This is a genomic window from Ottowia sp. VDI28 (assembly GCF_049532675.1).
Lineage (GTDB): Bacteria > Pseudomonadota > Gammaproteobacteria > Burkholderiales > Burkholderiaceae_C > Ottowia.
Map to the genome: position 1 here is coordinate 2,637,480 of NZ_CP149820.1, position 21,252 is coordinate 2,658,731.

At 60.1% G+C, this 21,252-nt stretch carries 22 protein-coding genes; 9 read left to right on the forward strand and 13 right to left on the reverse strand.

The genetic code is table 11. The features are described 5' to 3' along the window. Positions 1–2: 2 nt before the first annotated feature. The 7 genes from WJU18_RS12645 to WJU18_RS12675 are packed head-to-tail and all read right to left on the reverse strand — an operon-like array spanning position 3 to position 7,668. A complete protein-coding gene (locus WJU18_RS12645; protein WP_423460399.1) occupies positions 3–806 on the reverse strand; it encodes an SDR family NAD(P)-dependent oxidoreductase in 804 nt (267 codons plus the stop codon). A 23-nt stretch (positions 807–829) separates the two neighbouring features. Next, positions 830–1,783, reverse strand: a complete 954-nt coding sequence (locus tag WJU18_RS12650; protein ID WP_423460400.1) for a tripartite tricarboxylate transporter substrate binding protein — start codon at positions 1,781–1,783, stop codon at positions 830–832. A gap of 9 nt (positions 1,784–1,792) precedes the next feature. Beyond that, positions 1,793–2,551 carry an SDR family NAD(P)-dependent oxidoreductase gene (locus WJU18_RS12655; protein WP_423460401.1) on the reverse strand — a complete coding sequence of 253 codons (759 nt, stop codon included), beginning with the start codon at positions 2,549–2,551 and terminating at the stop codon, positions 1,793–1,795. 14 nt (positions 2,552–2,565) lie between these two features. Further along, the gene (locus WJU18_RS12660; protein WP_423460402.1) at positions 2,566–3,537 is read right to left on the reverse strand and encodes an acyl-CoA dehydrogenase family protein; all 972 of its coding nucleotides are present in this window, start codon (positions 3,535–3,537) and stop codon (positions 2,566–2,568) included. Position 3,538: 1 nt separating this feature from the next. Further along, complete coding sequence (locus WJU18_RS12665) at positions 3,539–4,741, reverse strand: acyl-CoA dehydrogenase family protein (protein WP_423460403.1); 1,203 nt, start codon at positions 4,739–4,741, stop codon at positions 3,539–3,541. Positions 4,742–4,754: 13 nt separating this feature from the next. Continuing rightward, complete coding sequence (locus tag WJU18_RS12670; protein WP_423460404.1) at positions 4,755–6,893, reverse strand: acetate--CoA ligase family protein; 2,139 nt, start codon at positions 6,891–6,893, stop codon at positions 4,755–4,757. Between the two features lie 4 nt (positions 6,894–6,897). Continuing rightward, positions 6,898–7,668 carry an enoyl-CoA hydratase/isomerase family protein gene (locus WJU18_RS12675; protein WP_423460405.1) on the reverse strand — a complete coding sequence of 257 codons (771 nt, stop codon included), beginning with the start codon at positions 7,666–7,668 and terminating at the stop codon, positions 6,898–6,900. Positions 7,669–8,066: 398 nt separating this feature from the next. On the opposite strand from WJU18_RS12675, the gene WJU18_RS12680 reads away from it, so the two are divergent. Beyond that, positions 8,067–9,233, forward strand: a complete 1,167-nt coding sequence (locus WJU18_RS12680; protein WP_423460406.1) for an SMP-30/gluconolactonase/LRE family protein — start codon at positions 8,067–8,069, stop codon at positions 9,231–9,233. Here WJU18_RS12680 and WJU18_RS12685 read toward each other — a convergent pair. Further along, positions 9,115–10,071 (reverse strand): LysR family transcriptional regulator, encoded by a 957-nt coding sequence (locus WJU18_RS12685; RefSeq protein ID WP_423460407.1) that lies wholly within the window; start codon positions 10,069–10,071, stop codon positions 9,115–9,117. The genes WJU18_RS12680 and WJU18_RS12685 overlap by 119 nt on opposite strands. Positions 10,072–10,181: 110 nt before the next feature. Here WJU18_RS12685 and WJU18_RS12690 point away from each other — a divergent pair, with 110 nt between their 5' ends. The 7 genes from WJU18_RS12690 to WJU18_RS12720 all read left to right on the forward strand — a co-directional run bounded on the left by WJU18_RS12690 (position 10,182) and on the right by WJU18_RS12720 (position 16,669). Beyond that, on the forward strand, positions 10,182–11,261 hold the full coding sequence (locus WJU18_RS12690; RefSeq protein WP_423460981.1) for an LLM class flavin-dependent oxidoreductase: 1,080 nt from the start codon (positions 10,182–10,184) through the stop codon (positions 11,259–11,261). Positions 11,262–11,331: 70 nt separating this feature from the next. Then, positions 11,332–12,318: a Bug family tripartite tricarboxylate transporter substrate binding protein gene (locus WJU18_RS12695; protein ID WP_423460408.1), complete on the forward strand. Its 987-nt coding sequence runs from the start codon at positions 11,332–11,334 to the stop codon at positions 12,316–12,318. 208 nt (positions 12,319–12,526) lie between these two features. Continuing rightward, positions 12,527–13,600, forward strand: a complete 1,074-nt coding sequence (locus tag WJU18_RS12700; RefSeq protein ID WP_423460409.1) for an LLM class flavin-dependent oxidoreductase — start codon at positions 12,527–12,529, stop codon at positions 13,598–13,600. Positions 13,601–13,605: 5 nt separating this feature from the next. After that, a complete protein-coding gene (locus WJU18_RS12705; protein WP_423460410.1) occupies positions 13,606–14,388 on the forward strand; it encodes an SDR family NAD(P)-dependent oxidoreductase in 783 nt (260 codons plus the stop codon). Positions 14,389–14,391: 3 nt separating this feature from the next. Beyond that, positions 14,392–14,775, forward strand: coding sequence for a VOC family protein (locus tag WJU18_RS12710; RefSeq protein ID WP_423460411.1), 384 nt, complete (start codon positions 14,392–14,394; stop codon positions 14,773–14,775). Beyond that, entirely contained in the window at positions 14,772–15,740 is a 969-nt protein-coding gene (locus tag WJU18_RS12715; protein ID WP_423460412.1) for a flavin reductase, read from the forward strand. Before WJU18_RS12710 ends, WJU18_RS12715 begins: the two co-directional genes overlap by 4 nt. 152 nt (positions 15,741–15,892) lie before the next feature. After that, positions 15,893–16,669 carry an enoyl-CoA hydratase/isomerase family protein gene (locus tag WJU18_RS12720; RefSeq protein ID WP_423460413.1) on the forward strand — a complete coding sequence of 259 codons (777 nt, stop codon included), beginning with the start codon at positions 15,893–15,895 and terminating at the stop codon, positions 16,667–16,669. Positions 16,670–16,683: 14 nt separating this feature from the next. Here WJU18_RS12720 and WJU18_RS12725 read toward each other — a convergent pair whose 3' ends face one another. The 4 genes from WJU18_RS12725 to WJU18_RS12740 all read right to left on the reverse strand — a co-directional run bounded on the left by WJU18_RS12725 (position 16,684) and on the right by WJU18_RS12740 (position 19,116). After that, on the reverse strand, positions 16,684–17,262 hold the full coding sequence (locus tag WJU18_RS12725; RefSeq protein ID WP_423460414.1) for a hypothetical protein: 579 nt from the start codon (positions 17,260–17,262) through the stop codon (positions 16,684–16,686). 200 nt (positions 17,263–17,462) lie between these two features. Then, the gene (locus WJU18_RS12730; RefSeq protein WP_423460415.1) at positions 17,463–17,795 is read right to left on the reverse strand and encodes a four-helix bundle copper-binding protein; all 333 of its coding nucleotides are present in this window, start codon (positions 17,793–17,795) and stop codon (positions 17,463–17,465) included. A gap of 123 nt (positions 17,796–17,918) precedes the next feature. Then, entirely contained in the window at positions 17,919–18,299 is a 381-nt protein-coding gene (locus WJU18_RS12735; RefSeq protein WP_423460416.1) for a low affinity iron permease family protein, read from the reverse strand. Positions 18,300–18,672: 373 nt separating this feature from the next. Further along, the gene (locus tag WJU18_RS12740; RefSeq protein WP_423460417.1) at positions 18,673–19,116 is read right to left on the reverse strand and encodes a MarR family winged helix-turn-helix transcriptional regulator; all 444 of its coding nucleotides are present in this window, start codon (positions 19,114–19,116) and stop codon (positions 18,673–18,675) included. 79 nt (positions 19,117–19,195) lie between these two features. Between WJU18_RS12740 and WJU18_RS12745 the strand changes: the two genes are divergently transcribed. Continuing rightward, entirely contained in the window at positions 19,196–20,023 is an 828-nt protein-coding gene (locus tag WJU18_RS12745) for a phytanoyl-CoA dioxygenase family protein (protein WP_423460418.1), read from the forward strand. Positions 20,024–20,118: 95 nt separating this feature from the next. Here the strand turns inward: WJU18_RS12745 and WJU18_RS12750 are convergent, their stop codons facing one another. Next, on the reverse strand, positions 20,119–21,204 hold the full coding sequence (locus WJU18_RS12750; RefSeq protein ID WP_423460419.1) for an IPTL-CTERM sorting domain-containing protein: 1,086 nt from the start codon (positions 21,202–21,204) through the stop codon (positions 20,119–20,121). Positions 21,205–21,252: the final 48 nt, after the last annotated feature.

A 21,252-nucleotide genomic window follows, 5' to 3' on the forward strand; every position in this document is an offset into this window, starting at 1 on the left:
CGTCACCTCCAAGCACCTCCAGTCCCGTTGGCAGATCCAGCGGGAGCGGCGCCAGCGTGGTGGGAGCAAAACGCTGGCTGCCACCGAAGATGGACGATCCGCCATTTACCGCCAGGATCTGCCCGCTCAAGGGCGCGCGCCCGCGCTGGCCAGGAAAAGATGCGCTTGCGCCATTTCAGGGGGCTCGCCATGCGGCCAAGCGGGATTTTGCTCACCGCATTGACCGGATCAAGCCGGCCGGCCTGGATAAGGCCGTCCAGAAGTTCCGTTCGTACGAAACCAGGCGCCAGCACAGTGACGCACCAGTCTGGCCTCGCTTGTGCCAAGGCCTTGGTCTGGGCGATGAGGCCGGCCTTGCTCGGGCTGTAGGCACCGCGCCATGGAATGGCATGCAGGCCGGCTCCGGACGCCACGTTCACAATCCGTGCGCCTCGCTTCAAGAGGGGAGCGCAGGCGTTGACCACGGCCGCCGGTGCCGCCAGGTTGAGGGCTAGAAGGCGCTCCAGTTGAGCGTAATCCTGCTCGGCCAGCGGCGTATTGGATGAGTCGGACATCCCCGCGTTGTTCAGGATGGCGTCCAGCGCCGGCGTGCCTTCACCCAGCGATGCAATCTGCTCCTGGCTGGTCAGGTCGATGGTGCGCAGCACGTGGACGGCTGAGGCCGGTGTAGGCAGGCTCCGCCCCAGTTGCTGCAGGGCCTCGGCGTTGCGGTCAACCAAAACGCATTGCCAGCCCGATTCGGCGAAAAGCTGCGCGGTATCGCGCCCTATGCCAGAGGCGGCGCCGGTGATGAGAACTGTCTGCATCTATGCAACCTGTGATGTCGTGATCAATACTTGATGTTGTAGGTATTGATCATGTTGCGCATGGCCACGAAGCCGTTGTCGATCAGTTTGGAGAATTCAGCGCTGCTGGCCGGGTAGCTCTTGATGCCGTATTCGTTCACAAGAAAATTCTTGTATTCGCTGCTCGAGACCACTTTGTGTGCCGCCGCTTCCAGGATCGCCTTGATCTCCGGGGGAGTGCCCTTGGGGGCGGCAATTCCGATGATGCCCGTGATACCGATGTCGTAGCCTTGTTCCTTGATGGTCGGCACGTTCGGGAACCACGGCAAGCGGAAATCGCTGGCGGATGAAATGAACTTGAGCTTGCCGGCCCTCACCAGTTCGGCATATTCCGAAGGGCCCTGCAAGGCGACATCGACGTGCTTGCCCATGACCGCGGTGATCGATTCGGCGGAGGACTTGTAGGTCACCTGATCGAACTTGCCGTCGGTCTTCTTCTGAAGCTGAAGGAACGGAAAATTATTGGGCGCACCCGTGACGCCATAAAAAACGCCCTTCGGTGTTTTCGCCTGGGCCACCAGATCCTTGATGTTGTTGATCGGGGAATCTGGAGCGGTCACGATGCCGTAGCTGAACTCCGCAACGCCTCCCAGCGGTTCGAAGTCATCCCGCTTATACGGCACCTTCATCAACTGAGAGGTAAAGGTGACAGTGCTGTAGGAGTAGAACCCGATCGTGTAGCCATCGGGTTTGGCTCTTGCGAGATTCCCGAGCTGGAGGGTCCCTGAGGCACCAGGCTGATTGACAATGATGACGGATTGCTTCAGTTCCGCTTCAAGCAGGTTGGCGAATTTTCTTGCGATACCGTCGGTCGAACCGCCCGCGCCGTAAGGAACGGTGATGGAAATGGTCCGCTGCGGATAGGCCAGGGTCTGCGCTTGGAGCCCGAAGCTTGTCAGAAGAAGCGAAGCGCCGCTCAGGAGAATCTTGGTGGTCATGTTCTGATTTCAGATGTTCGTCAGAGTGATGCCGCCATCAACGACCAGTGCCTGCGCCGTGATGAAGCCTGCTTCATCGCTTGCGAGAAAACAGATGCTCCGCGCAATGTCTTCCACGGTTCCAAGACGGCCAAGTGGGGTGCGGGCAATGCGGTTGGCATCTCGCTCCGCATTGCGGTTGCGTTGCGTGCCCTCGGTGGGAACGGCCGATGGGCAAACCGCATTGACGCGGATATTGCGCGCGCCGAGTTCCGCCGCGGCAGCGCGGGTAATGCCCAGCACGCCCGACTTGATGGCCGAATAGACCACGGAGTTGGCCGCCGAGCGGACAGCCGCGACCGACGCCACGTTCACGATGGAACCACCGCGCTCGGGGTCCATGACTTGCACCGCTTCCTGCAGGCTCCAGATGACCGACTTGAGGCCCACGTCGAGCATGCGGTCCACCGTCTCCGGCATGATTTCCGGGATCGACTGGTACCGCACCCAGGCGGCGTTGTTGACCAGAATATCCAGGCGCTTGCCCTGCTCGAATGCGCGTTGAATCGCTTCGCGGATACCCTCACGGCTGGCGATATTGACGGTAATGCCAAAGGCTTGGCCGCCCTGTACCTTGATCTCTTCCACGACGGGCGTGACCAGTTCCTCCTTGAGATCGTTCACGCAGACAATGGCGCCGCGCGCCGCCATCTGGCGAGCGGTTTCGCGGCCGATGCCCGCGCCGGCACCGGTAATGAGGGCCACGCGGCCGAGCAGATCCTGGTTCATGCGTATTCCTTGAATCAAACTGATTGGATGAAGTCCTGGCCTACCTGCTGAGCCAGTCCGCCCGAGCCGAAGGCGGCGTCGAATTTGCGTACTTCACGCAGGGCCCGATGCAAGGGCACCTCCCATGTGAAGCCCATGCCGCCATGCAGATGGATCGATTTCTCCAGCACGAAGGCCGCGCTGCTCAATGCGTTGGCCAGCACGGATTCCACCTGGCGTGCACGGCCGGATTCATCCGCTTCAAGTACCCGCTCAATACCCGCGTTGGCGGCTTCCTGCAGCAAGCGCATGCGTGCCAGCAGATGGCGGACGGCTTGCTTGGCCGACAGCGGGCGCCCGAACTGAACGCGGGCCGACAGGTACGTCGCCGTGGTGTTGAGCGCGTTTTCGGCCGCGCCGTTGACGAGACTGGCCACCAGGATATGCCCCTCGCGCTTCAGGGTTGCAAAGGCGGCGGCATCCAGCTCGGCCAATACTTTGGCTTTGTCCAGCACCAACCACGACTGGGGGTTCTCCGGGTCCAGCGCATCGTCGTGCTGGATTTCCACTGACGCGAGATCAAGCACGGCAGCACCCGACTCAACTCCTGCCCCTTTGGCAACCAATACCCAGTCGCTCTTTTCGGCATGGCGGGCTTGCCCGGCAAAGCTTTCCTGAAGGCTGCCCTGCAAGGCCCATGTCGCGATGCGCGCACCGCTGCACAGCTCGCTCGCCAGAGGAGAGTCGCCCAAGGCTCTGGCGATCAGAATGGTTTCGAGCAGTGGCCACTGCAGACCCAGCTTGCCTGCTTCCGCGACGATCGGCCGCGCAAACTCGATGCCTAAGCCAAGTCCGCCGGCCTTCTCGGACGCGCACACGCCGGAGAGCCCGGCATTGGCCAGAACTTCCGCCGCATCGCGGGGGCCGCGCTTTTGAGCATCGGAGACGGCCTCGCTCGCCGCCAGGGCGAATTCTTCAGGCTTGAGATCAATGTCTGTCGTGCCCATTTCACAGGTCCTTCGGCAAGTTCATGATGCGCTGCGCGATGATGTCCAGCTGCACTTCGGTGGTGCCGGCATAGATGGTTTCCGCACGGGCGTAGAGATAGGCTGTGGTGAAGGCCTGGCGAGCACGCTGGGCCAGGGGGCTGGAGCGCGGAGTCACGTGCGACACCAGGGACAGCGCCAGGCCCATGAATGCCTGATGGCATTCGGACCAGTACAGCTTGGTCAGTGAGCCGCGGGCGCCGATTTTCTCGCCGGCCATCATCTGATCGACTGTGCGCTCCACCAAACCCTTGAGCGCGTCGATTTCACCCACGATGTCGCCGATACGGCGCTGGTAGTAGCCGTCGTCCAGCAGCTTGGCCAGTTGCGGATCGGACTTGCAGGCCGCGATGAGCTGGCGCAATTCGCATTCGAAACGCCACGCCCGGTACATGCGGTTGGTGGCGCGTTCGATGGAAAGGACGCGGATGGCCGCGTTCCAGCCTTCGTCGGGTGCACCCAGGCGAGCGCTGTCGGGCACCACGACGTTGTCGAAGAATACTTCGGCGAACGATACTTTTCCATCGATCGACTTGATGGGCACCACCCGTATGCCGGGAGTGTCCATGGGTATCGCGAACATCAGCAGTCCCCGGTGCTTGTCGGCGACCGTGCCCGTGCGGGTCAGCAGCAGGCAGTATTGGGCCTTGGCCGCTCCACTGGTCCAGATTTTCTGGCCGTTGATACACCAGGTATCACCTGTTTGCACCGCCTTGGTACGCAGGCGCGCCAGATCGGAGCCCGCGTCGGGTTCAGAGAATCCCTGGCACCAGTAGTGGCGCATGGAGAGAATGCGCGGCAGGAAGAACTGCTTTTGCTCTTCGGTGCCGACCGTCTGGATGATCGGACCTGCGAGCTCCTTGCCGATCGAGCTCACGCTCTCGGGCATTGCCAGCGCCCCGATCTCCTTGTTGACCACCAGATGCTCGCGCAGCGTGAGGCCCAGGCCGCCGTAGGCCTTGGGCCAGGTCATGCCGGCGAGCCCGGCGTCATACATCGCCGCTTCCCAGTCGCGGCACTCGTCCAGCGTGGGCGTGCGGTATTGAAGGCTGTCCGAACGCATGTGCTCAGGCAGGTTGGCACGCAGCCACTCGCGCGCATAGCGGCGGTAAGCGGCCGAATCCGCCGCAGCGTCTGGTATGGCCGGGCTTGTTTTCATGTCCATGGATGTCTTCTTGCTAAGCAGGGGAGTGATCGGTGCTGGGGACCATCAGGGCATCCAGAACCAGGACGCCTTCGCCTTGCGGCCTCACGACAATGGGGTTCAGGTCGATCTCGGCCACGTCTGCGGCATGGCGGCACGCGAATTCCGAGAGCAGGGCGACCGTCCGGGCGGCGGCGGCCACATCGGCTTTGGCCTGGCCGCGAGCGCCGTCCAGCAGCGGAAACATCTTGAGGCCGCGCAGCATCTGCAAGGCCTCGTCTTCTGAAACAGGCGCGACTTGCACGGCCACGTCCTTGAGAATCTCCGCGTAGATGCCGCCCATTCCCACCATCACGACCGGGCCGAACACCGGATCGCGCGAAACACCGGCGATCAGTTCGACACCGCCACGGATCATGGGCGCCACCAGCACACCATCGAGGCGCGCCTCGGGGGCATGTTGGCGGGCATTGGCCATGAGGCGGGCATAGGCTTGCCGTACCGCTTCATCATCCTGCAGGTTCAAGGCCACTCCGCCGATTTCGGTCTTGTGGGCGATGTCTTCCGATGCAATCTTCAGCACCACCGGATACCCGATGGCGTGCGCGATCCGGGCCGCTTCGTCGGGAGTAGTCACGACCTCTTCACGAGGCACACTGATGCCTGCCGCCGCGAGTGCCCGTTTGGCATGAAATTCATTGCGGAATATGGCCGGATCGGGTTTGCCGACGGGGCCGTCATAGCCTTTGGGCGTCGCCAGCGCGGTGAGCTGGCCGAGCTTGACCAGCCCCGCGAGCCCGGTGGCGGCGGCGGGAATACTGGGAAACACGGGGATGCCGAGCGCGTTGATTTCGGCGACCGCATCTGGCGGCCCCTGGCTGATCAGCACCAGCAAGCGGTCCGGATGGCTTTCCCGGATTTTCGCGAGTGCTTCCAGGTAAACCCCGCGCAAGCGCGGGTTGTACAGGGACAAGGCGAGCAGCAGCACCAGCGTGCTGCCGTTCGTGTCGTTCTGCAAGGCCGTCAGCATTTTCAGCAGGATGTCGGGCCGTGCCGACATCTGAGCCGAGGCATCCACGGGGTTGTTGGTGCCGGCAGTGGGCACGGCTTCGCGAATGGCCGCCCTGGTGGAATCGTCCAGTTGAGGCAGTGTCATGCCGGCATCCACCATGGCATCCGCCATCATGATGCCGAAACCGCCTGAGGCTGCTACCAACGTGACCGCCTGCGTGGTGGGCAGACGCGCTGTACCCAGCAAGGCCGCTGCGTGACCTGCTTCGAGGAGTTCTTCGAAGGAACGCACGCGCAGCACGCCATAGCGGCGGAAGACGGCGTCGAACACCGCATCCGAGCCCATCAGCGCGCCGGTATGCGAAGCTGCCGCGGCCTGGCCTTGCTCGGTGGCGCCAATCTTGAGCACGATCACCGGTTTTTGCTGCTCGCGCGCCATGTTCAGCGCGGTGATCAGGCGGCCGGCGTTGCGGCAGGTTTCCATGCAGCAGAGGATGATGCGGGTGGTAGGGTCCATTGCCAGCGCGGCGATGCCATCCGCGACGTCCACATCCGCTTCATTGCCTGTCGCAATGAAGCAGCTGACGCCCAGGCCGCGATCGGCCATGTTGCGCATGGTGAAGCTGCCGATGTTGCCCGATTGCGAGACGATGCCCACCTGGCCGGCGGGTGGCATGCTCTGCTCCAGGGCAATGGAGAACGAGCCCACCAGCTTGTCCACGACATTCACGACCCCCAGGCAATTCGGCCCCAGCAGACGCATGCCGTGTTCACGTGCCGCGCGCACCATCTCGGCTTGCAGGGCCACGCCCTCCGGGCCCGCCTCGGCAAAGCCGGATGACAGCACGACCACGCCACGCACACCGCGGCTGGCGCAGTCACGAACCGCCTGCAGCGTGGCGCTCGCTGGAACGGCGAGGATGGCCAGATCGGGGGCTTGGGGCGTATCCAGGATCGACGCATAGGCCTGCAGGCCCTGGATGGTGCCCGCCTTGGGATTGATGGGGAAAATGTCTCCCGCATAACCGTACTTGCGCAGCAACTGGACCGGACGGCCCCCGATCTTGGTGATGTCGTCGGAGGCGCCGACCACGGCAATGCCTTTGGCCTGGAAGAAGGCGTCGAGTCCTGTTCCGGTCGCGATGTCCGCTTGAGTCATCATGTGCTCAGCGGCCTTTGAACACAGGAGGGCGCTTCTCGAGAAAAGCCATGCGCGCTTCGCGCGCGTCTTCGGTCTTCGAGAGAGCCACCGTGAACTCCTGCTCGAAGCGGTAGGCGTCGCGCTGGGGCATCAAGTCGACCATGTTGGCGGCCCGCTTGGCGTAGACCAGGGCCAGGGGCGCCTTGGAGGCGATCTCCCTGGCAAGCGCCATCGTCACCGGCAGCAGATCCTTCTCGGACAACACGTCTTCGATCACGTTGCGCTTGAGCAGCTCCTGCGCGGTCAGGCGTTGACCCGTGAAGAACATCCGGCGCAGGGTGGAGCGGCCGAACAAGGTCTTGAGCATCGAGGCTCCGCCCGCCAGGCCGACGTTGATTTCAGGCATGCCGACCGTGGCATTCTCGGACGCATACAGAATGTCGCAAGCGGCGGCGAGACCCAGTCCGGCGCCCAGCGCCGTGCCATTGATGGCGGCGATCACGGGCTTGCCGCATTCGCGGATGGAGTTGCCCGTTTCGCGGGTGATGCGGTTGTGATCGAGGAAATCGCCCGCGACCTCGCTATTGGGGCGGTCCTTCAAGTCGGCGCCGGCGCAGAACACATTGCCGGAGCCAGTCAGCACCGCGCAGCGGATGTCATCGCGGTCGGAGATGGCGTCAAAGGTTGCCACCAACTGACGGCGCATCTCGCGATTGAGCGCGTTGACCGGCTTGCGGTCCATGGCAACCAGGCCCACTCCATCGGAGACTTCCAGACGAACCCATTCATCGCTCATATATCCACCTTTAAGAAGCCGGCTTGCGGCGGCATAGATCAGAGAAGTAGCCACTTTCCAGGTAACCCGCCCGTTGCATCGGGGAGCGCCTTCACTTCAGCAGCCTCACTGGCGGCCGGTGATTGCCCTGGCGTCGATATGCTCGAAAGATTATAAAAATCGGCTACCAACTGATTACAAAATAAACTGAGAAAGTGTTCTGCGAAAAGTGCAGTAGTGGTCTATTGGTGGGGCAGGCAAGGGTTGCTAGTATTTGCCGGCCTTTTGTTGGTGCTTAATAAAAGGGTGGCTGATTTACTTGTGTTTCCGGGAGTGTTGGGGTTTATGGTTGGTTTCAGGTTTCCCGGAGTTAATTTATTGGATTGGTCCGGCATATGGTCAATAGCACGATCGAAAATATGAAAATCCAGCGCCTTGGCGATCTCAAAACAGCATTGGGCGAGTGCCCGGTCTGGCATGGCCAGCAACTCTGGCTGCTGGATTGCCGGCTTGGCCTGATACTGGCCCTTGATCCCGGCTCGGGCGAGATAACGGCGCGGCACGAAGCGCCAGCGCCCCTTGGCTCGTTTGCCTTCAATGGCGATCGCGGCGATTCCATCGTGCTGGCGCTCAAAGAAGAGGTGGCCAGTCTTGATCTGCGGACAGGCCAGCGGCGCACGCTGGCGCGGCTGGACGACAGCCATCCCCATTTGAGACTGAACGACGGAACGGCCCTGGCCGATGGCAGTTTCGTGGTGGGTTCGATGCACGTGTTTCGAGAGGCTGACGAGCCTCCGTTGGGCGGCTTTTACCGGCTGGATACGAACCTGGAATTCCGCAAGCTCGATACTGGCTTCGGCATCACCAACGGGCCCTGCGTCAACCCGGTCAATGGCCGCCTGCATGTGGCTGACAGCGCCGCGAGAGTGATCTATTCCTACGCCTATGGCGCTGATGGCTCGCTGGCCGACAAGCAGGTGTTCGCCCGGACCGATGCGTATGACACAGGTCCGGATGGCTGCACCTTCGACAGCGAGGGCGGGCTATGGACTGCGTTGGTGCGCGCGGGCGCGTTGGCGCGCTTCGATATGCAGGGTCACCTTACCCACAAGATCGAATTGCCCTTGGCTCATCCCAGTGCGCTGTGCTTCGGCGGGCCGGATATGTCGGACTTGTTCGTGACCAGTATCAGTGACAGCGGCCGGCTGAGCGCCTCTGGCCCGCTGGATGGCGCCGTGCTCAAGGTGACCGGCTTGGGCTTTCGTGGACACGCACGCCCCGTCTGTCGGATCCCCCCTGAGCCGCTTACGCGTCTTCCCCCCAAGGGGGACACACCCAACGGCCTGGCAAAGCCAGCTCCGCGGGTGCCCCGAGTGGCCTGCTCCGCGGCCTTTTGGGCTTTTTGCTCAATTTTTAGGGTGGGCAAGACACCCGGCGACCTAGCAGCTCCGCGGCCTTTTGGGTTTCTCAGGCCGAGGGCGGTGGATGAATGCCTGCGGCTTTGCCGTGGGCCTCGAAGCGTAGCTCGGGCCCGGCCACGCGGTCAGCCACGAAATCCAGGAACAGGCGGATCTTGGCTGGAATGATGGGGGTGTCGAGGATGGTGGCATACATGCCTTCCTCGAAGCCCTTGTTGGTGATGCAATAGTCAGTCAACACCCTGACGAGGCTTCCCTGGCGGATGTCGTTGTGCAAGGTGTAATCTTCCAGCAGCACCAGGCCTTCGCCCAGGCGCGCAAGCTCCAGCAGCGGGATGGCGTTATTGCAGAGATGGCGGGGCTTGAAGGCGATCTCCGTGAGCTGCTCCCCGCGCTTGAAGCGCCAGGTGTATTGCTCGCCAGGGAGTTGATAAGCCAGGCAATCATGCGCGAGGATGTCATCGGGCACGCGCAACTCCGGCCTGCCGGCCAGATAGGAAGGCGCGGCCACAAGGTGCCGCTCGCTTTGGAACAGCATGCGCCGTTTCACGCCGGCTTCCATGGGCGGAGAGATGCGGAAGTCGATGTCAAACTGGTTCTTCCGCAGATCCACCGCCGCTTCGGTCAGTGTGAGCTCCAGATGGATTTCGGGATAGAGCCTGCGGAACGCTGCGATCAAGGGCGGCAGCACACCCACGCCGAACATCACCCGTGAATGGACGCGCAGCAAACCCTGCGGCGCGGTGCTGATGGCCGTGATGTTGGTCTCGACCTCCTTGATGCGCCAAAGGATGTCCTCGAGCTGGCGAGCGTATTCCTGCCCCGATTCCGTCAGCGCGAGTTGGCGGGTGGAGCGCAGCAGGAGTTTGATCTTCAGCTCATCCTCGAGCTCGCTGATCATCCGTGACACCCCTGTGGCGGAGATGCCGAAGCGGCGCGCGGTTTCGGAGAAATTCTGAGTCTGGGAGATCGACAGAAACAGCTCCATGGCACGCAGTCTATCCATGAATCCTCCAGTTATTGCAGTTCAGAACTGCGGTTTCCGATGTGGCCGATCCGGTTTGTCTATCTAGAATTTGGAAATTCTTTCGGGTGCTACTTTTGTGGAGACGGTGCATGGAATTTGGCGTATTTATTCTGGCTCAGCAACGAGGCTATCACCAGACGTCGCAGCAGGTCATTAATAATTCAATTGAACAAACCATTGCGGCGGAACAGGCGGGATTTAATACCGCATGGTACGCGGAGCATCATTTCAATAATTATTCGCTTTCCCCATCTCCATTAATGATGGTGGCCCATATGGCCGGCCAGACGAAGCGCATTCGCCTGGGGACCGCAGTCTGCATCCTGCCACTCTACCAGCCGGCCCGGTTCCTGGCCGAAGTCGGGTTCGCCGACACCGTTTCTGGCGGCCGGCTCGATCTGGGCGTGGGGTCCGGATACCAGGAGTTCGAGTTCACCCGGTTTGGCGTGAAATTGGCCGAATCGGGCGCCATCTACAACGAATTCCTGGACATCCTGAACAAGGGTCTCACTCAAAAAGTCTTCGAGTACGACGGCCAGCACCTCAAGATGCCCCCCAGCTCCATCGCCGTGCGCTGCGTGCAGGACCCGATGCCGCCGGTATGGATCACCTCGGGGAATCCGGCTTCGCTGAGCCGCGGCGTGCAAGAGAACAAGAACCTGTTCGTGACCGCGCTGCTCAAAGGCAATGACGGCGTCCAGGATGTGCGCGACAAGCTGGTGAGGGTGGCAGAAGGCAACGACAAGGATCTGGACCGCGACATCAAGTTCGGCTTCCTGCGCTGCGGCTACGCGTCTGATAACCAATCGGAAATCGATGCCTACCTGGGCTGTGCGCTGTTTCAGCGGCGTATCTCCGAAAGCCTGAAGTTCCGGCGTGCCCAATCGGAAGACGGCTACATGATCAAAGAGGTGCCGTACGAGACGGATCCTACGCTGGAGCAGTTGCGCCAGAACCTGCCGGTGGGCTCGGTCAACCAGGTGATCGACAAGATGCTGGAGGAAATCAGCATCCTGCGTCCCAAGCACATCGCGCTGCAAACCCAACTGGGCGACTTCGATCAGAAGACCATGCTCAAGCAGATCGAGCTTTGGGGCGAAAAAATCATTCCGGCCATTCAGAAGGAACTCGGACGAAACGAGAAGAGCCCCGCGCCGGCGTCCGTCTAAGAGCATGTTCAAAGCAGCCAAGCCAGCGCAAGCACTCATCTTTCATACCGTTGAATAAAAGGAGACATGTATGACACACACGCCAATCAACCGGCGCACGGTATTGTTCGGCAGCATGCTGATGGGCACGGGGGTTCAAGCCTTTGCCAACACGGACAATTGGCCTTCCCGCCCCATCCGTATGGTGGTTGCGGGCTCGTCAGGCGCGGGGGGCGACGTATTCGCCCGCCTCATCTCTGACCCCTTGTCGAAGGTGCTGAAGCAGCCGATCGTGGTCGAGCCAAAGGCGGGGGCCAATGGTTTGATCGCATGCGATGCGGTGGCCAAGGCCCAGAACGACGGTTATACGCTGCTGTTCGCGCCGTCGTCCGCCATTCTCATCAACCCGGTGATTCACGCCAAGCTTCCGTATGACACGGAAAAAGACCTGACGCCCATCACGCAAGTCGGTGCGGCGGGCATTCTGCTGGTCGCGAATCCGAAAACGGGCTTCAAGAACTTGGCCGACATGGTGGCCTACGCCAAGGCCAATCCCGGCAAGCTGGCCTACGGTTCATGGGGCACCGGCTCGTCTGGCCACCTGGCCATGGAAGGTATCAAGGCGCACTATGGCCTGGACATGCCTCACGCGCCCTACAAGACGCTGGTCAGCGAAGTGACAGATCTGCTGGGCAACAACATCAGTGTCGGGTTCACCGACATCCAGTCGCCGATTCCGCACATGAAGGCTGGCCGCCTGGTCGGGCTGGGACAGACGGGTTCCCAGCGTTGGCCCGCCACACAGGATTTGCCCACTTTGTCGGAGCAGGGATACAAGTTCGAGGCCGATGGCTGGTACGGCGTTTTCGCGCCGGCCGGTACGCCGGTGGCCATCATCGACCGGTTGAACGAAGAGATCAACCGGCTGCAGAAAACGCCTGAAGTGCGCCAACGAATCGAAGGGCAGAACATGATCGTTCCCGTCGACCGCAATGCGGTCCAATTCGCAGCCTCGATCAAGAGGGATGCCGCGATCTGGCAGGGACTGGCGAAGGCGACAGACTTGAAAACCAAGTAAAGCGTGATTCGCTGCGACGTGCTCGTGTGCTGCGGGTGAGGGGCCTTCGGGCCCCTTTTCTTTGGCGTGGCCGGCGCGTTTCTTGAGTCATCTTCGCCATGAGTTCCGCATTTTCTGCAGGACTGAACCGCACTCTTTCTATATTCCGGATTGAGCCATCCCGCCGCAGAATTCTTTTCATCGCGTATAGCTTTCTGGAGAAGAAGACATGGAGTTCGGCGTATTTATTCTGGCTCAGCAACGTGGCTACCACCAGAGCTCGGAGCAGGTTATTCAAAACTCGATCGAGCAGACGGTGGTTGCAGAGCAAGCGGGTTTCAACACAGCCTGGTTTGCGGAGCATCACTTCAACAACTACTCGCTGTCGCCATCGCCGCTGATGATGATTGCGCACATGGCCGCCAAGACCAAGCGCATTCGCCTGGGCTCGGCTGTGTGCATTCTCCCGCTGTATCACCCCGCGCGCTTTCTGGCCGAAGTGGGCTTCGTGGACGTGGTCTCCAATGGCCGTCTCGAACTCGGTATCGGCTCTGGCTATCAGCAGTTTGAATTTGAGCGCTTTGGCGTGAAGATCGAAGAATCGGGCGCGATCTACAACGAATTCCTGGACATCATTCCGAAGGGTTTGATGCAGAAGATCGTTGAATACGATGGGAAATACATCAAGCTGCCTCCCAGCTCCATTGCCGTGCGCCCGGTCCAGAACCCGATGCCGCCGCTCTGGATTACTTCGGGCAATCCCGTCACCCTGGGCCGTGGCGTGCGTGAAGGCCACAATCTGTTCGTAACCGCGTTGCTCAATGGCAAGGAGGCCATTGTGTCCCTGCGCGAGCGGCTGGACAAAGTGGCGGAAGACAACAATGCGAATCTTGATGATGACGTCAAGTTCGGTTTCCTGCGCTGCGCTTACGCTTCCAACCATCAATCGGAAATCGATGCCTACCTGGGCTGTGCGCTGTTCCAGCGGCGTATCTCCGAAAGCCTGAAATTCCGGCGTGCCCAGTCGGAAGATGGCTACATGATCAAGGAGGTTCCGTACGAGACGGACCCCACGCTGGAGCAGTTGCGCCAGAACCTGCCGGTGGGCTCGGTCAATCAGGTGATCGACAAGATGCTGGAGGAAATCAGCATCCTGCGTCCCAAGCACATCGCCCTGCAAACCCAACTGGGCGACTTCGATCAGAAGACCATGCTCAAGCAGATCGAGCTCTGGGGCGAAAAAATCATTCCGGCCATCCGGAAGGAAGTTGAATCGATGAATGCGGCGGCGGTGGCTGCTTGATGCCCATGAGCGCAACCCCCGCTTTTGACAAGGACGCCTTGAGGGGCCGGGTGGCAGTCGTCACAGGTGCCTCGGGTGGCCTCGGGCTGGCGATCTGCCAGCGCCTTCGCTCGGCTGGCGCTCGAGTGGTGCAGGCTGATATCAGTTACCCGGCCGCTCCCGAGGATACCGATGATGGCCTGACCGTGCGCTGCGATATCGGAGACCCCGATTCGGTCACCGAGATGGCCCATCTCACACGCTCGCGTTTCGGGCGTTGTGATGTGCTGGTCAACAATGCAGCCATTTCTTCACCGCCGATCGGGCTGGAAGATATTCCGGTCGACACATGGGACAAGGTCTTTCGCGTCAACCTGCGAGGAGCCTTGCTGTGCGCGCAAGCAGTGGTGCCCATGATGTTCGGTGAACAAGCGGGCAGCATCATCAATGTGGCGTCCATCGCCGCGCGCTCGCCCACGCGCTTTGGCGCCTACGGTGCCACCAAGGCGGCCATCAGGGCGCTGACGCACCAGATGGCTGTGGAGTGGGGGCCGCGAGGCATCCGTGCCAACTCCGTCAGCCCAGGCATGATCCGCACGCCCCTCTCGGAAGTCCACTATCGCGACGAATCAACGCTGAAGAAGCGAACCTCCAGAATTCCGATGCGGCGGCTTGGCCTTCCCTTGGATATTGGCGATCTCGTGTGCTTTCTGGCCTCCGATGCGTCCACCTACATCAATGGCCAGGACATCGTGGTCGATGGCGGATTCCTGAAGGCCTCTCTCTCCAATCTCTATCAAAGCGAGTAGCCGATGAACCACTCAACCACGGAATCTCCGAAGCGCCTTCAAAATGTCTTCGTGGTGGCCGCGCAACCGGCTGCACTGCACGAGTTCTATCAAAACGCGCTGGGCCTGCAACTCAAGTTCCGCGACCAGGACCGTTGGATCCAGTACGGAGTGGGCAACACCAGTGTCGCGCTGGCTTGCCATGAGGAGGCCTTGCCTGCGACAAGCGGTGTCGTCATGGTGTTCGAGGTAGAGGGCTTCGAGCAAGCTGCGGAGCGCATTGCGGCATCCGGCGGTGAAGTACTCGGCATACGGGACATGGGCGCGCACGGGGCTGTGCTGTCATTGCGGGACCCTGAGGGCAATATCGTTCAATTATTCAAGCGCCAGGCGCTGCCGACATCGTGAGCCGTCCTGCATCGTGCGCCCAAACCATTGATCCCAAGCTGTTTCGGCAGCTATTGGGGTGCTTCCCAACCGGGGTGGCGATCATCACCGCCCGTGCTGCGGATGGCAAACCGGTCGGCCTGACGTGCAACTCGTTCAGTTCCGTTTCGCTGGAGCCGCCCCTTGTGCTGTTCAGCCTGCGCAAGGCCAGCAGCCTGCTCGGCGTTTTTGGCGAGGCCAGTACATTCGCCATCAATATCCTGTCTCAAGACCAGGACGCGCTCTCGAGCCGGTTTGCGTCGAGCAAGATCGCCGATAAATTCGAGGGTGTTTCATGGCGTTTCGGGCCGCTTGGCGCACCGCTGATAGATGACTGCCTCGTCAGTTTCGAGTGCAGCTTCCATGCGCGCCATGAGGCCGGGGATCATGACATTTTCATTGTCGAAGTGAAGGATATGAACACCAGCTCCGCCGGGAATGCGCTGGTGTTCTACAAGGGCGCGTACATGATGCTCGCCGAATCGCTTCGCAAGCTGGTGCTCGAAGGGCAGCTCGATACGCCGGATATCGACGAAGCTTATCGCGTGCTCTACGGTACGCTGCTCCGGTTGGCCTGCGATCGCGCCTCTGAGGAGGAGATTGACGCCATCGAAGCATCCGTCAACGAGATAGAACTGCATCAGGCCGTGGATGCGCTTCCCATGCGCATCGAAGCGACGGCAAGTTTCTTTTCATCGATTTCCGTGGCAGGCCACAACGAGGCGTTACGCCTGATGGCCCAGACCATGACCAAGGTGTTGCGCGAACGCATGACGCACGTCATCCCCATGCGGCCAAGACCTGACACCTTTCCGCTTCGCCGCCAGATCGTGCATCGCCTGCGGGCTCGGGACGCGGAAGGCGCCGAGCGCTCATTGCACGAAATGATCGATCTGCTGAGAAAAGGCGAGGAAGACGGCACCACGCCGGACGCCGCTGCAGCGTAGTGATTCGGTATTTTTGAACTTGAAATACCCGTTCGGGCTGAGCTTGTCGAAGCCTGTTCCGAGCCGCCCGAAGTGGTTCCGGGCGGCGCTTCGACAAGCTCAGCGTGAACGGTTTCCAGTGGGCTTATGCCGACTCAGTAAGAGGAGCTTCCATGACCGTCACTGTTGAGGTGAGCGACTTCATCGCGACCGTTACGCTGAACCGCCCTGAAGCGATGAACGCGATAGATCCGGAGTCTGCTTTTCAGCTTCGTGAGGCATGGCGTGAGATATCCCGCCGCGACGACGTCAGGGTGGGTGTTCTCACCGGTGCCGGCGATCGCGCATTTTGCGCTAGCGTGGATTTGAAGAAAACCATGCCTCCTGCTGAGACATTCGCCCAGCTCTACTTCGGCCCGGAACCATCCGATCCACCGATCTCCACGCTCCAGACGGTCAAACCCATGATCGCCGCCATCAATGGCTTTGCGCTGGGGGGAGGATTGGAGCTCGCGATGCTGTGCGATATCCGAGTGGCCGTGAGCACCGCCACCTTCGGCTTTCCCGAGGTGGGGGTGGGCAGTATCGCGGCGGGCGGCGGTACGCAGCGCGTCATACGTACCGTCGGTCAATCCGACGCCATGCTGATGCTGCTGACAGGCGATCGGATAGACGCACAGGAGGCCCTGCGCATCGGGCTGATCAGCCGGTTGGTCTCGCCTCAAGAGCTGCCGGGTGCGGCGCGCGCCATCGCCAGCCGTATTGCGGCCAACGCGCCATTGGCGGTGGTGGCCGCCAAGAGGTTGGCGCACCTCGGACGCGACCTGCCCCTCGCGCATGCGCTTGAACTGGAGCTGCAGATATTTGGCAATCTCCGTGATACCGAAGACCGGATCGAAGGCCGCCGCGCCTTTGCGGAAAAGCGCCGTCCGGTTTTTCGCGGCCGATGAGTTTTCAGCTTCCGTTACTTCGGAAAGTGCATTTTCGCTTCGTCCAGGCAAGCGTCTTTCTGTGCACCCGATAGAGCGTCACAACGCTGTTCGGCGGCCTTGAATTCGGCATCTCGGGCGTTCTGGGCCGCATCTTTGCGTGCGTTAGACACGTCGGCCGCCTTGCGGGCAGGCGAGGTAGCTGGAGTGGCTTCCGCGCGTTGCACCTTGGCCTCTCCCTTGGCTTTTTCATAGGCGGCTTTGGCGTCCTTTTTGCAGACGTCCTTGGCGTTGCCCGTTTGATCGTCGCAGCGCTCCTTGGCTACCTCATAAGCGGCTTCGGCCCGAGCCAGACGGGCTTTGTACTGCGTGACCTCATTGGGGTTCTGGCGCGCGGCCAGATCGGCCTTGGCAATATCCTCGTTGCCTTCGGCTTCCTTCTCGCAGACATCCTTGGCATTTCCTTTCATGGCTTTGCATTGAGCCATGGCGGATTTATATTGAGCGTCGATGCTCTGCTGCTGACTCTTGAATTCATCATTCGTCAAGGCATGGCCGGAAAGCGAAGCCAGCGAGATCATCACGGCACTGGCGATTTTGGGGTAGACGTTCATAGCTACTGCTCCTTGTCCTTCAGGACTTCATGACGGGAAAATTCAATGATGAAGTGTCCTGGGGAAAGGTGTATGTAGGATGAGGCCTACTTAAAATCAATATTGAATGGAATGCTGCTGGATTATGTAAGTCATATTGATGGAAGGAAATTTCCATTCCAAATTATTTCCATCGAAATAGGCAATAGGATTGATTTCAGTCAGTTGACCATTTCGAGGCATATTTTTGCGCAATCTCTGCATGCTTGTGCGCAACGCACACAATGATCATGGGTATGCTGGCTGCATTCATTGGCGCATGCCAAGCATACTTCGCTGCAGGTACGGCAAAAATGCTTCGCGAGCTCACTGTTTCGGGACATGGCGCCCGCCGCAAGACCGCACATGGCTGCGCAGTCGACATCAAGTGCGATGCAACGGGCCAGCATCTTGACATCATCCTCCTTCAGGCAAGCGTCCATGCACGTGTTGCAAGCAGTGGCACACGCATTGCAGGCATCGATGCAGGTTTGATATTGATTTGCCGAGAGCATTTGAATCTCCTTGTCATTGAATCGCAGGCCTCCAGTATTAGTGCCTCATTCCAAGGAGCGTTGTAGGCGATGGGGCCGCATACGTATGAATACAGAATTAAAGAATTGATTGATGCCGATGCGCTACGCGCTGTCCTCACCCCGGGCCTTTTCAGCGAGTTTGTCAAATTCACGCTTCAGTTCATTCAACTCATCTTCTTCCAGTTCTTCAAGCGAGAGCATGCGGTTGCGCGCGGGCTCAATGGCGCGAATCAGCTCGTCCAGCTTGATTTGAATGGCCTCGGTGTCACTATTCTGGGTGGACTGAATAAGGAAGACCATCAGGAAGGTGACTATTGTGGTGCCAGTATTGATGATCAGTTGCCACGTGTCATTGAATTTGAATATAGGACCGGTAATCGCCCAGACAATGATGACCGCACACGCCATGAAAAAGATAGTGGGATGTCCACTGAATCTGGCAATTTTTCGAGAGATTTGGGTATAGCCATGGTGCTTTCTCACTTCAGACTCCTTTCAAGGGCCGTGCTGGTGGCAGCCTGTGGAATGGAGTTCTACGTGGATCACAGTGCCTCGTCTGTCAGTGAAGATTGATGGTTTGTCCGTGTCACACAAAAAAGCGCTCCCAGCCACGGTTTGGAGCGCTTTTTTGCGGGAGAACTGAAAAAATGGTCCCCACTTCCCCGTTTCGCGTGGATTCGCTGCCCCCCGAGGGGACTTTTCGTCTCGAGAACGGCCTGGCGACGAAAAATGTCCGTTCTCAAGTCATTCACGGACAAGGGCGTGAAGGAGAAGGCGATATAGCGCGCAGGGTTTGAGAGGATTGCCGGGCAGAAAGTGTTCGGATCGTCCGAGTGTCAGGGGCAAGTGTCATGAGCTACTTCGATAGAAGCTCGGCACAGTTGGTCAGTACCGACGTCAATCGTTCCGCTTCGCGCTCTCCCACCGCCGAGATCACGACTGTCTCTACATCGAGAATGGCAGCATGCGCCTGCAACAGCGCCTTTCTTCCTCGTGCAGTAATGAGGCTACGAAGAATCCTTCCGTGATCGGGGTCTGACTCTCTAGTCAAGAGCCCATTTCGCTCCATGTTGGCAAGGATGCTTTGCATAGTTTGAGGCGTGACAAATGCCGCCCGTGCCAATGCAGCGTTGGACAAGCCCGGTTCTTGTTCCAACGCCGAGAGCACCGCGCATTGTGGTGTCGTCAAGCCAATGGGCCTTAACGCCTCATCCAGCCGTGTACGCAGGGCGTGCTGAGCCAACTTGAGCGCTCCACCAAAGCGGCGTGCGATGGGAATCTCTGAATCGAAAATGGACATATCAGGAGGCTTATATTAATATAAGTACCCTGATATTACCTTGCGGCGTGTTCGCTGCCAACCACCCAGAGCTCACACCATGGCTGTTTCCAGCAAGATCGACAGTCCAAAGTCGGCGCAGGCTTTGACTGAAACACAAGTCCAGCACTTCATCCGCGATGGCTTCGTGGAAGTCCGACATGCGTTCTCGCGAGAACTCGCGGAGGAGGCGCGTGCCATTTTCTGGAAAGACTTGCGCCCCCACGGTTGTCTGCCAGACGATCCTGGTACGTGGACGCATCCTGTGATTCGTCTGGGGATGTACACGCAAAAGCCTGTCCTCGCTGCGGCGAACACGCCGCTGCTTCATGCCGCCTTCGACCAACTCGCTGGCTCCGCGCGCTGGCGACCATGCATGAGTGTGGGAACCTTCCCCGTGCGCTTTCCCTCTCCGGATGATCCGGGAGATACCGGTTGGCATGTCGATGCCAGCTTCGGCTATGAGGAAGCTGATTTCATGGATTGGCGTGTCAATATTCATTCTCGTGGCCGTGCTCTGCTGATGCTGTTCCTGTTCTCCGATGTTGGCGAGCAAGACGCACCTACTCGTATCCGGGCAGGATCACACAGAGATATCGCCCGTGCCTTGGCGCCAGCGGGAGATTCCGGACTCAGGATGCGTGATCTGATCCCGCACATCGCCGACACCTCTGACAGACCCGAGGCGCTCGCTACCGGCCACGCGGGCACTGTGTATCTGTGCCATCCATTCCTGGTGCATTCCGCTCAGATGCATCGAGGCGCAGAGCCGCGATTCTTGGCGCAACCTCCACTACTGCCAAGCACAGAGCATTGGATGGAGAGGCCGGGGCAATCGGCTGGTCCGGTGGCGCGGGCGATCTTTCCTGCGCTTGAAGAAAGCACTTAGAGACGAATCGCCATGTCGGCTGCATCGAGGTGCCATTGATGGAGCCGGTCCGCGTTGGTTCGCTGCCCCCGAAAGCTTTTTTTAAAAAGGCTGACTCAGCCTACTCTGGAATTTCGGCGGCGTAGTTCCCTGGTGCCCAAGCCGGCGGCCAACAAAGCCAACCCTATGAGGGACCATTCCGTCAAACTGGGTACCGGAGTAGCCGCCATTGGAGGACTTGGGTTAGGCGCTGCGGCCAGCAATGTTGCCGTGGGTGTGGTGGTTCCTGCCCCACGAAGGAGAGCCCCGACACTGGTGACTCGGATTCTTCCGCTTGAACCAACTCCGCCTCCGCCCCAATAAGGTGAATTGGGAATTGAAGAGGCACCTCCAAGCCCGCCGACACTGCTGAGCAATCCGTTGTTGGTCACAGCCGGGGCTGACAGCACGATGGAGCCGCCCGAGCCTCCGCCCCCACCGCCGCAGTTGCCGGTTCCGTCGCTGCCTCCATTGCCCCCATTGACGTTGATATGGCCTCCTGGATTCACGGAAATACTGCTGCACGATGCGATCTGGACGGCACCTCCACCAGCACCGCCGCCCCCCGAGCCGCAGTCATAACCGCCCGAACCACCGCCCCCGCCAGAGCCGCCCAACAAGGTGATGATGTTGGCATCGCCATAGGATGGACCACCCAGACCTCCTGCCCCGCCGCTGCCACCACCCGCCTCGGCATACCCGGCGCCCCCGCCACCAGACCAACTGGAGCCTTCGGAGCCAGCGCCCGGACCGGTGCCGCCGCTTCCGTTCAATGGGCCGCCACCGCTTACGAAACTTCCGTTGCCGCCGTCGCTGCCGCCGGCAACGCCCAATCCGCCTGATCCTGCTTGGCTATAGGTGACTCCAGCAGTACCAGCGTTTCCCGTTGCAGAAATGACACCATTGATGGTGACAGCATTTTTCGCGTTGATGATCAGCGGTTGCCCACCAGTGACTGTCAGGGTGACGCCGGCGTCAACGGTGAAAGAGGTGTATTGGTAGATTCCGCCGGACAGTGACGTGTCTGCTGTGATGTGCATGGCGCCCTGGCTCCCGTCGCCGCAGGCGTACTGAGCCCATACAGATCCGGCTCCAGAGGCCGCGACCAATGCACAGAGAATATGGCGGCTGAAGCGCGCGTGAAAGCTTCTCCGTGTGGACATGGCGTGGACTCCCTGTTTCTAATTGCAATCAATGTAGCACGATGAGGG

What these genes read in the sequence shown, in the direction of transcription:
- WJU18_RS12645 (WP_423460399.1), bottom strand. Translation starts at nt 806, where the DNA reads ATGCAGACAGTTCTCATCACCGGCGCCGCCTCTGGCATAGGGCGCGAT.
- WJU18_RS12650 (WP_423460400.1), bottom strand. Translation starts at nt 1,783, where the DNA reads ATGACCACCAAGATTCTCCTGAGCGGCGCTTCGCTTCTTCTGACAAGC.
- WJU18_RS12655 (WP_423460401.1), bottom strand. Translation starts at nt 2,551, where the DNA reads ATGAACCAGGATCTGCTCGGCCGCGTGGCCCTCATTACCGGTGCCGGC.
- WJU18_RS12660 (WP_423460402.1), bottom strand. Translation starts at nt 3,537, where the DNA reads ATGGGCACGACAGACATTGATCTCAAGCCTGAAGAATTCGCCCTGGCG.
- WJU18_RS12665 (WP_423460403.1), bottom strand. Translation starts at nt 4,741, where the DNA reads ATGGACATGAAAACAAGCCCGGCCATACCAGACGCTGCGGCGGATTCG.
- WJU18_RS12670 (WP_423460404.1), bottom strand. Translation starts at nt 6,893, where the DNA reads ATGATGACTCAAGCGGACATCGCGACCGGAACAGGACTCGACGCCTTC.
- WJU18_RS12675 (WP_423460405.1), bottom strand. Translation starts at nt 7,668, where the DNA reads ATGAGCGATGAATGGGTTCGTCTGGAAGTCTCCGATGGAGTGGGCCTG.
- WJU18_RS12680 (WP_423460406.1), top strand. Translation starts at nt 8,067, where the DNA reads ATGAAAATCCAGCGCCTTGGCGATCTCAAAACAGCATTGGGCGAGTGC.
- WJU18_RS12685 (WP_423460407.1), bottom strand. Translation starts at nt 10,071, where the DNA reads ATGGATAGACTGCGTGCCATGGAGCTGTTTCTGTCGATCTCCCAGACT.
- WJU18_RS12690 (WP_423460981.1), top strand. Translation starts at nt 10,182, where the DNA reads ATGGAATTTGGCGTATTTATTCTGGCTCAGCAACGAGGCTATCACCAG.
- WJU18_RS12695 (WP_423460408.1), top strand. Translation starts at nt 11,332, where the DNA reads ATGACACACACGCCAATCAACCGGCGCACGGTATTGTTCGGCAGCATG.
- WJU18_RS12700 (WP_423460409.1), top strand. Translation starts at nt 12,527, where the DNA reads ATGGAGTTCGGCGTATTTATTCTGGCTCAGCAACGTGGCTACCACCAG.
- WJU18_RS12705 (WP_423460410.1), top strand. Translation starts at nt 13,606, where the DNA reads ATGAGCGCAACCCCCGCTTTTGACAAGGACGCCTTGAGGGGCCGGGTG.
- WJU18_RS12710 (WP_423460411.1), top strand. Translation starts at nt 14,392, where the DNA reads ATGAACCACTCAACCACGGAATCTCCGAAGCGCCTTCAAAATGTCTTC.
- WJU18_RS12720 (WP_423460413.1), top strand. Translation starts at nt 15,893, where the DNA reads ATGACCGTCACTGTTGAGGTGAGCGACTTCATCGCGACCGTTACGCTG.
- WJU18_RS12725 (WP_423460414.1), bottom strand. Translation starts at nt 17,262, where the DNA reads ATGAACGTCTACCCCAAAATCGCCAGTGCCGTGATGATCTCGCTGGCT.
- WJU18_RS12730 (WP_423460415.1), bottom strand. Translation starts at nt 17,795, where the DNA reads ATGCTCTCGGCAAATCAATATCAAACCTGCATCGATGCCTGCAATGCG.
- WJU18_RS12740 (WP_423460417.1), bottom strand. Translation starts at nt 19,116, where the DNA reads ATGTCCATTTTCGATTCAGAGATTCCCATCGCACGCCGCTTTGGTGGA.
- WJU18_RS12745 (WP_423460418.1), top strand. Translation starts at nt 19,196, where the DNA reads ATGGCTGTTTCCAGCAAGATCGACAGTCCAAAGTCGGCGCAGGCTTTG.
- WJU18_RS12750 (WP_423460419.1), bottom strand. Translation starts at nt 21,204, where the DNA reads ATGTCCACACGGAGAAGCTTTCACGCGCGCTTCAGCCGCCATATTCTC.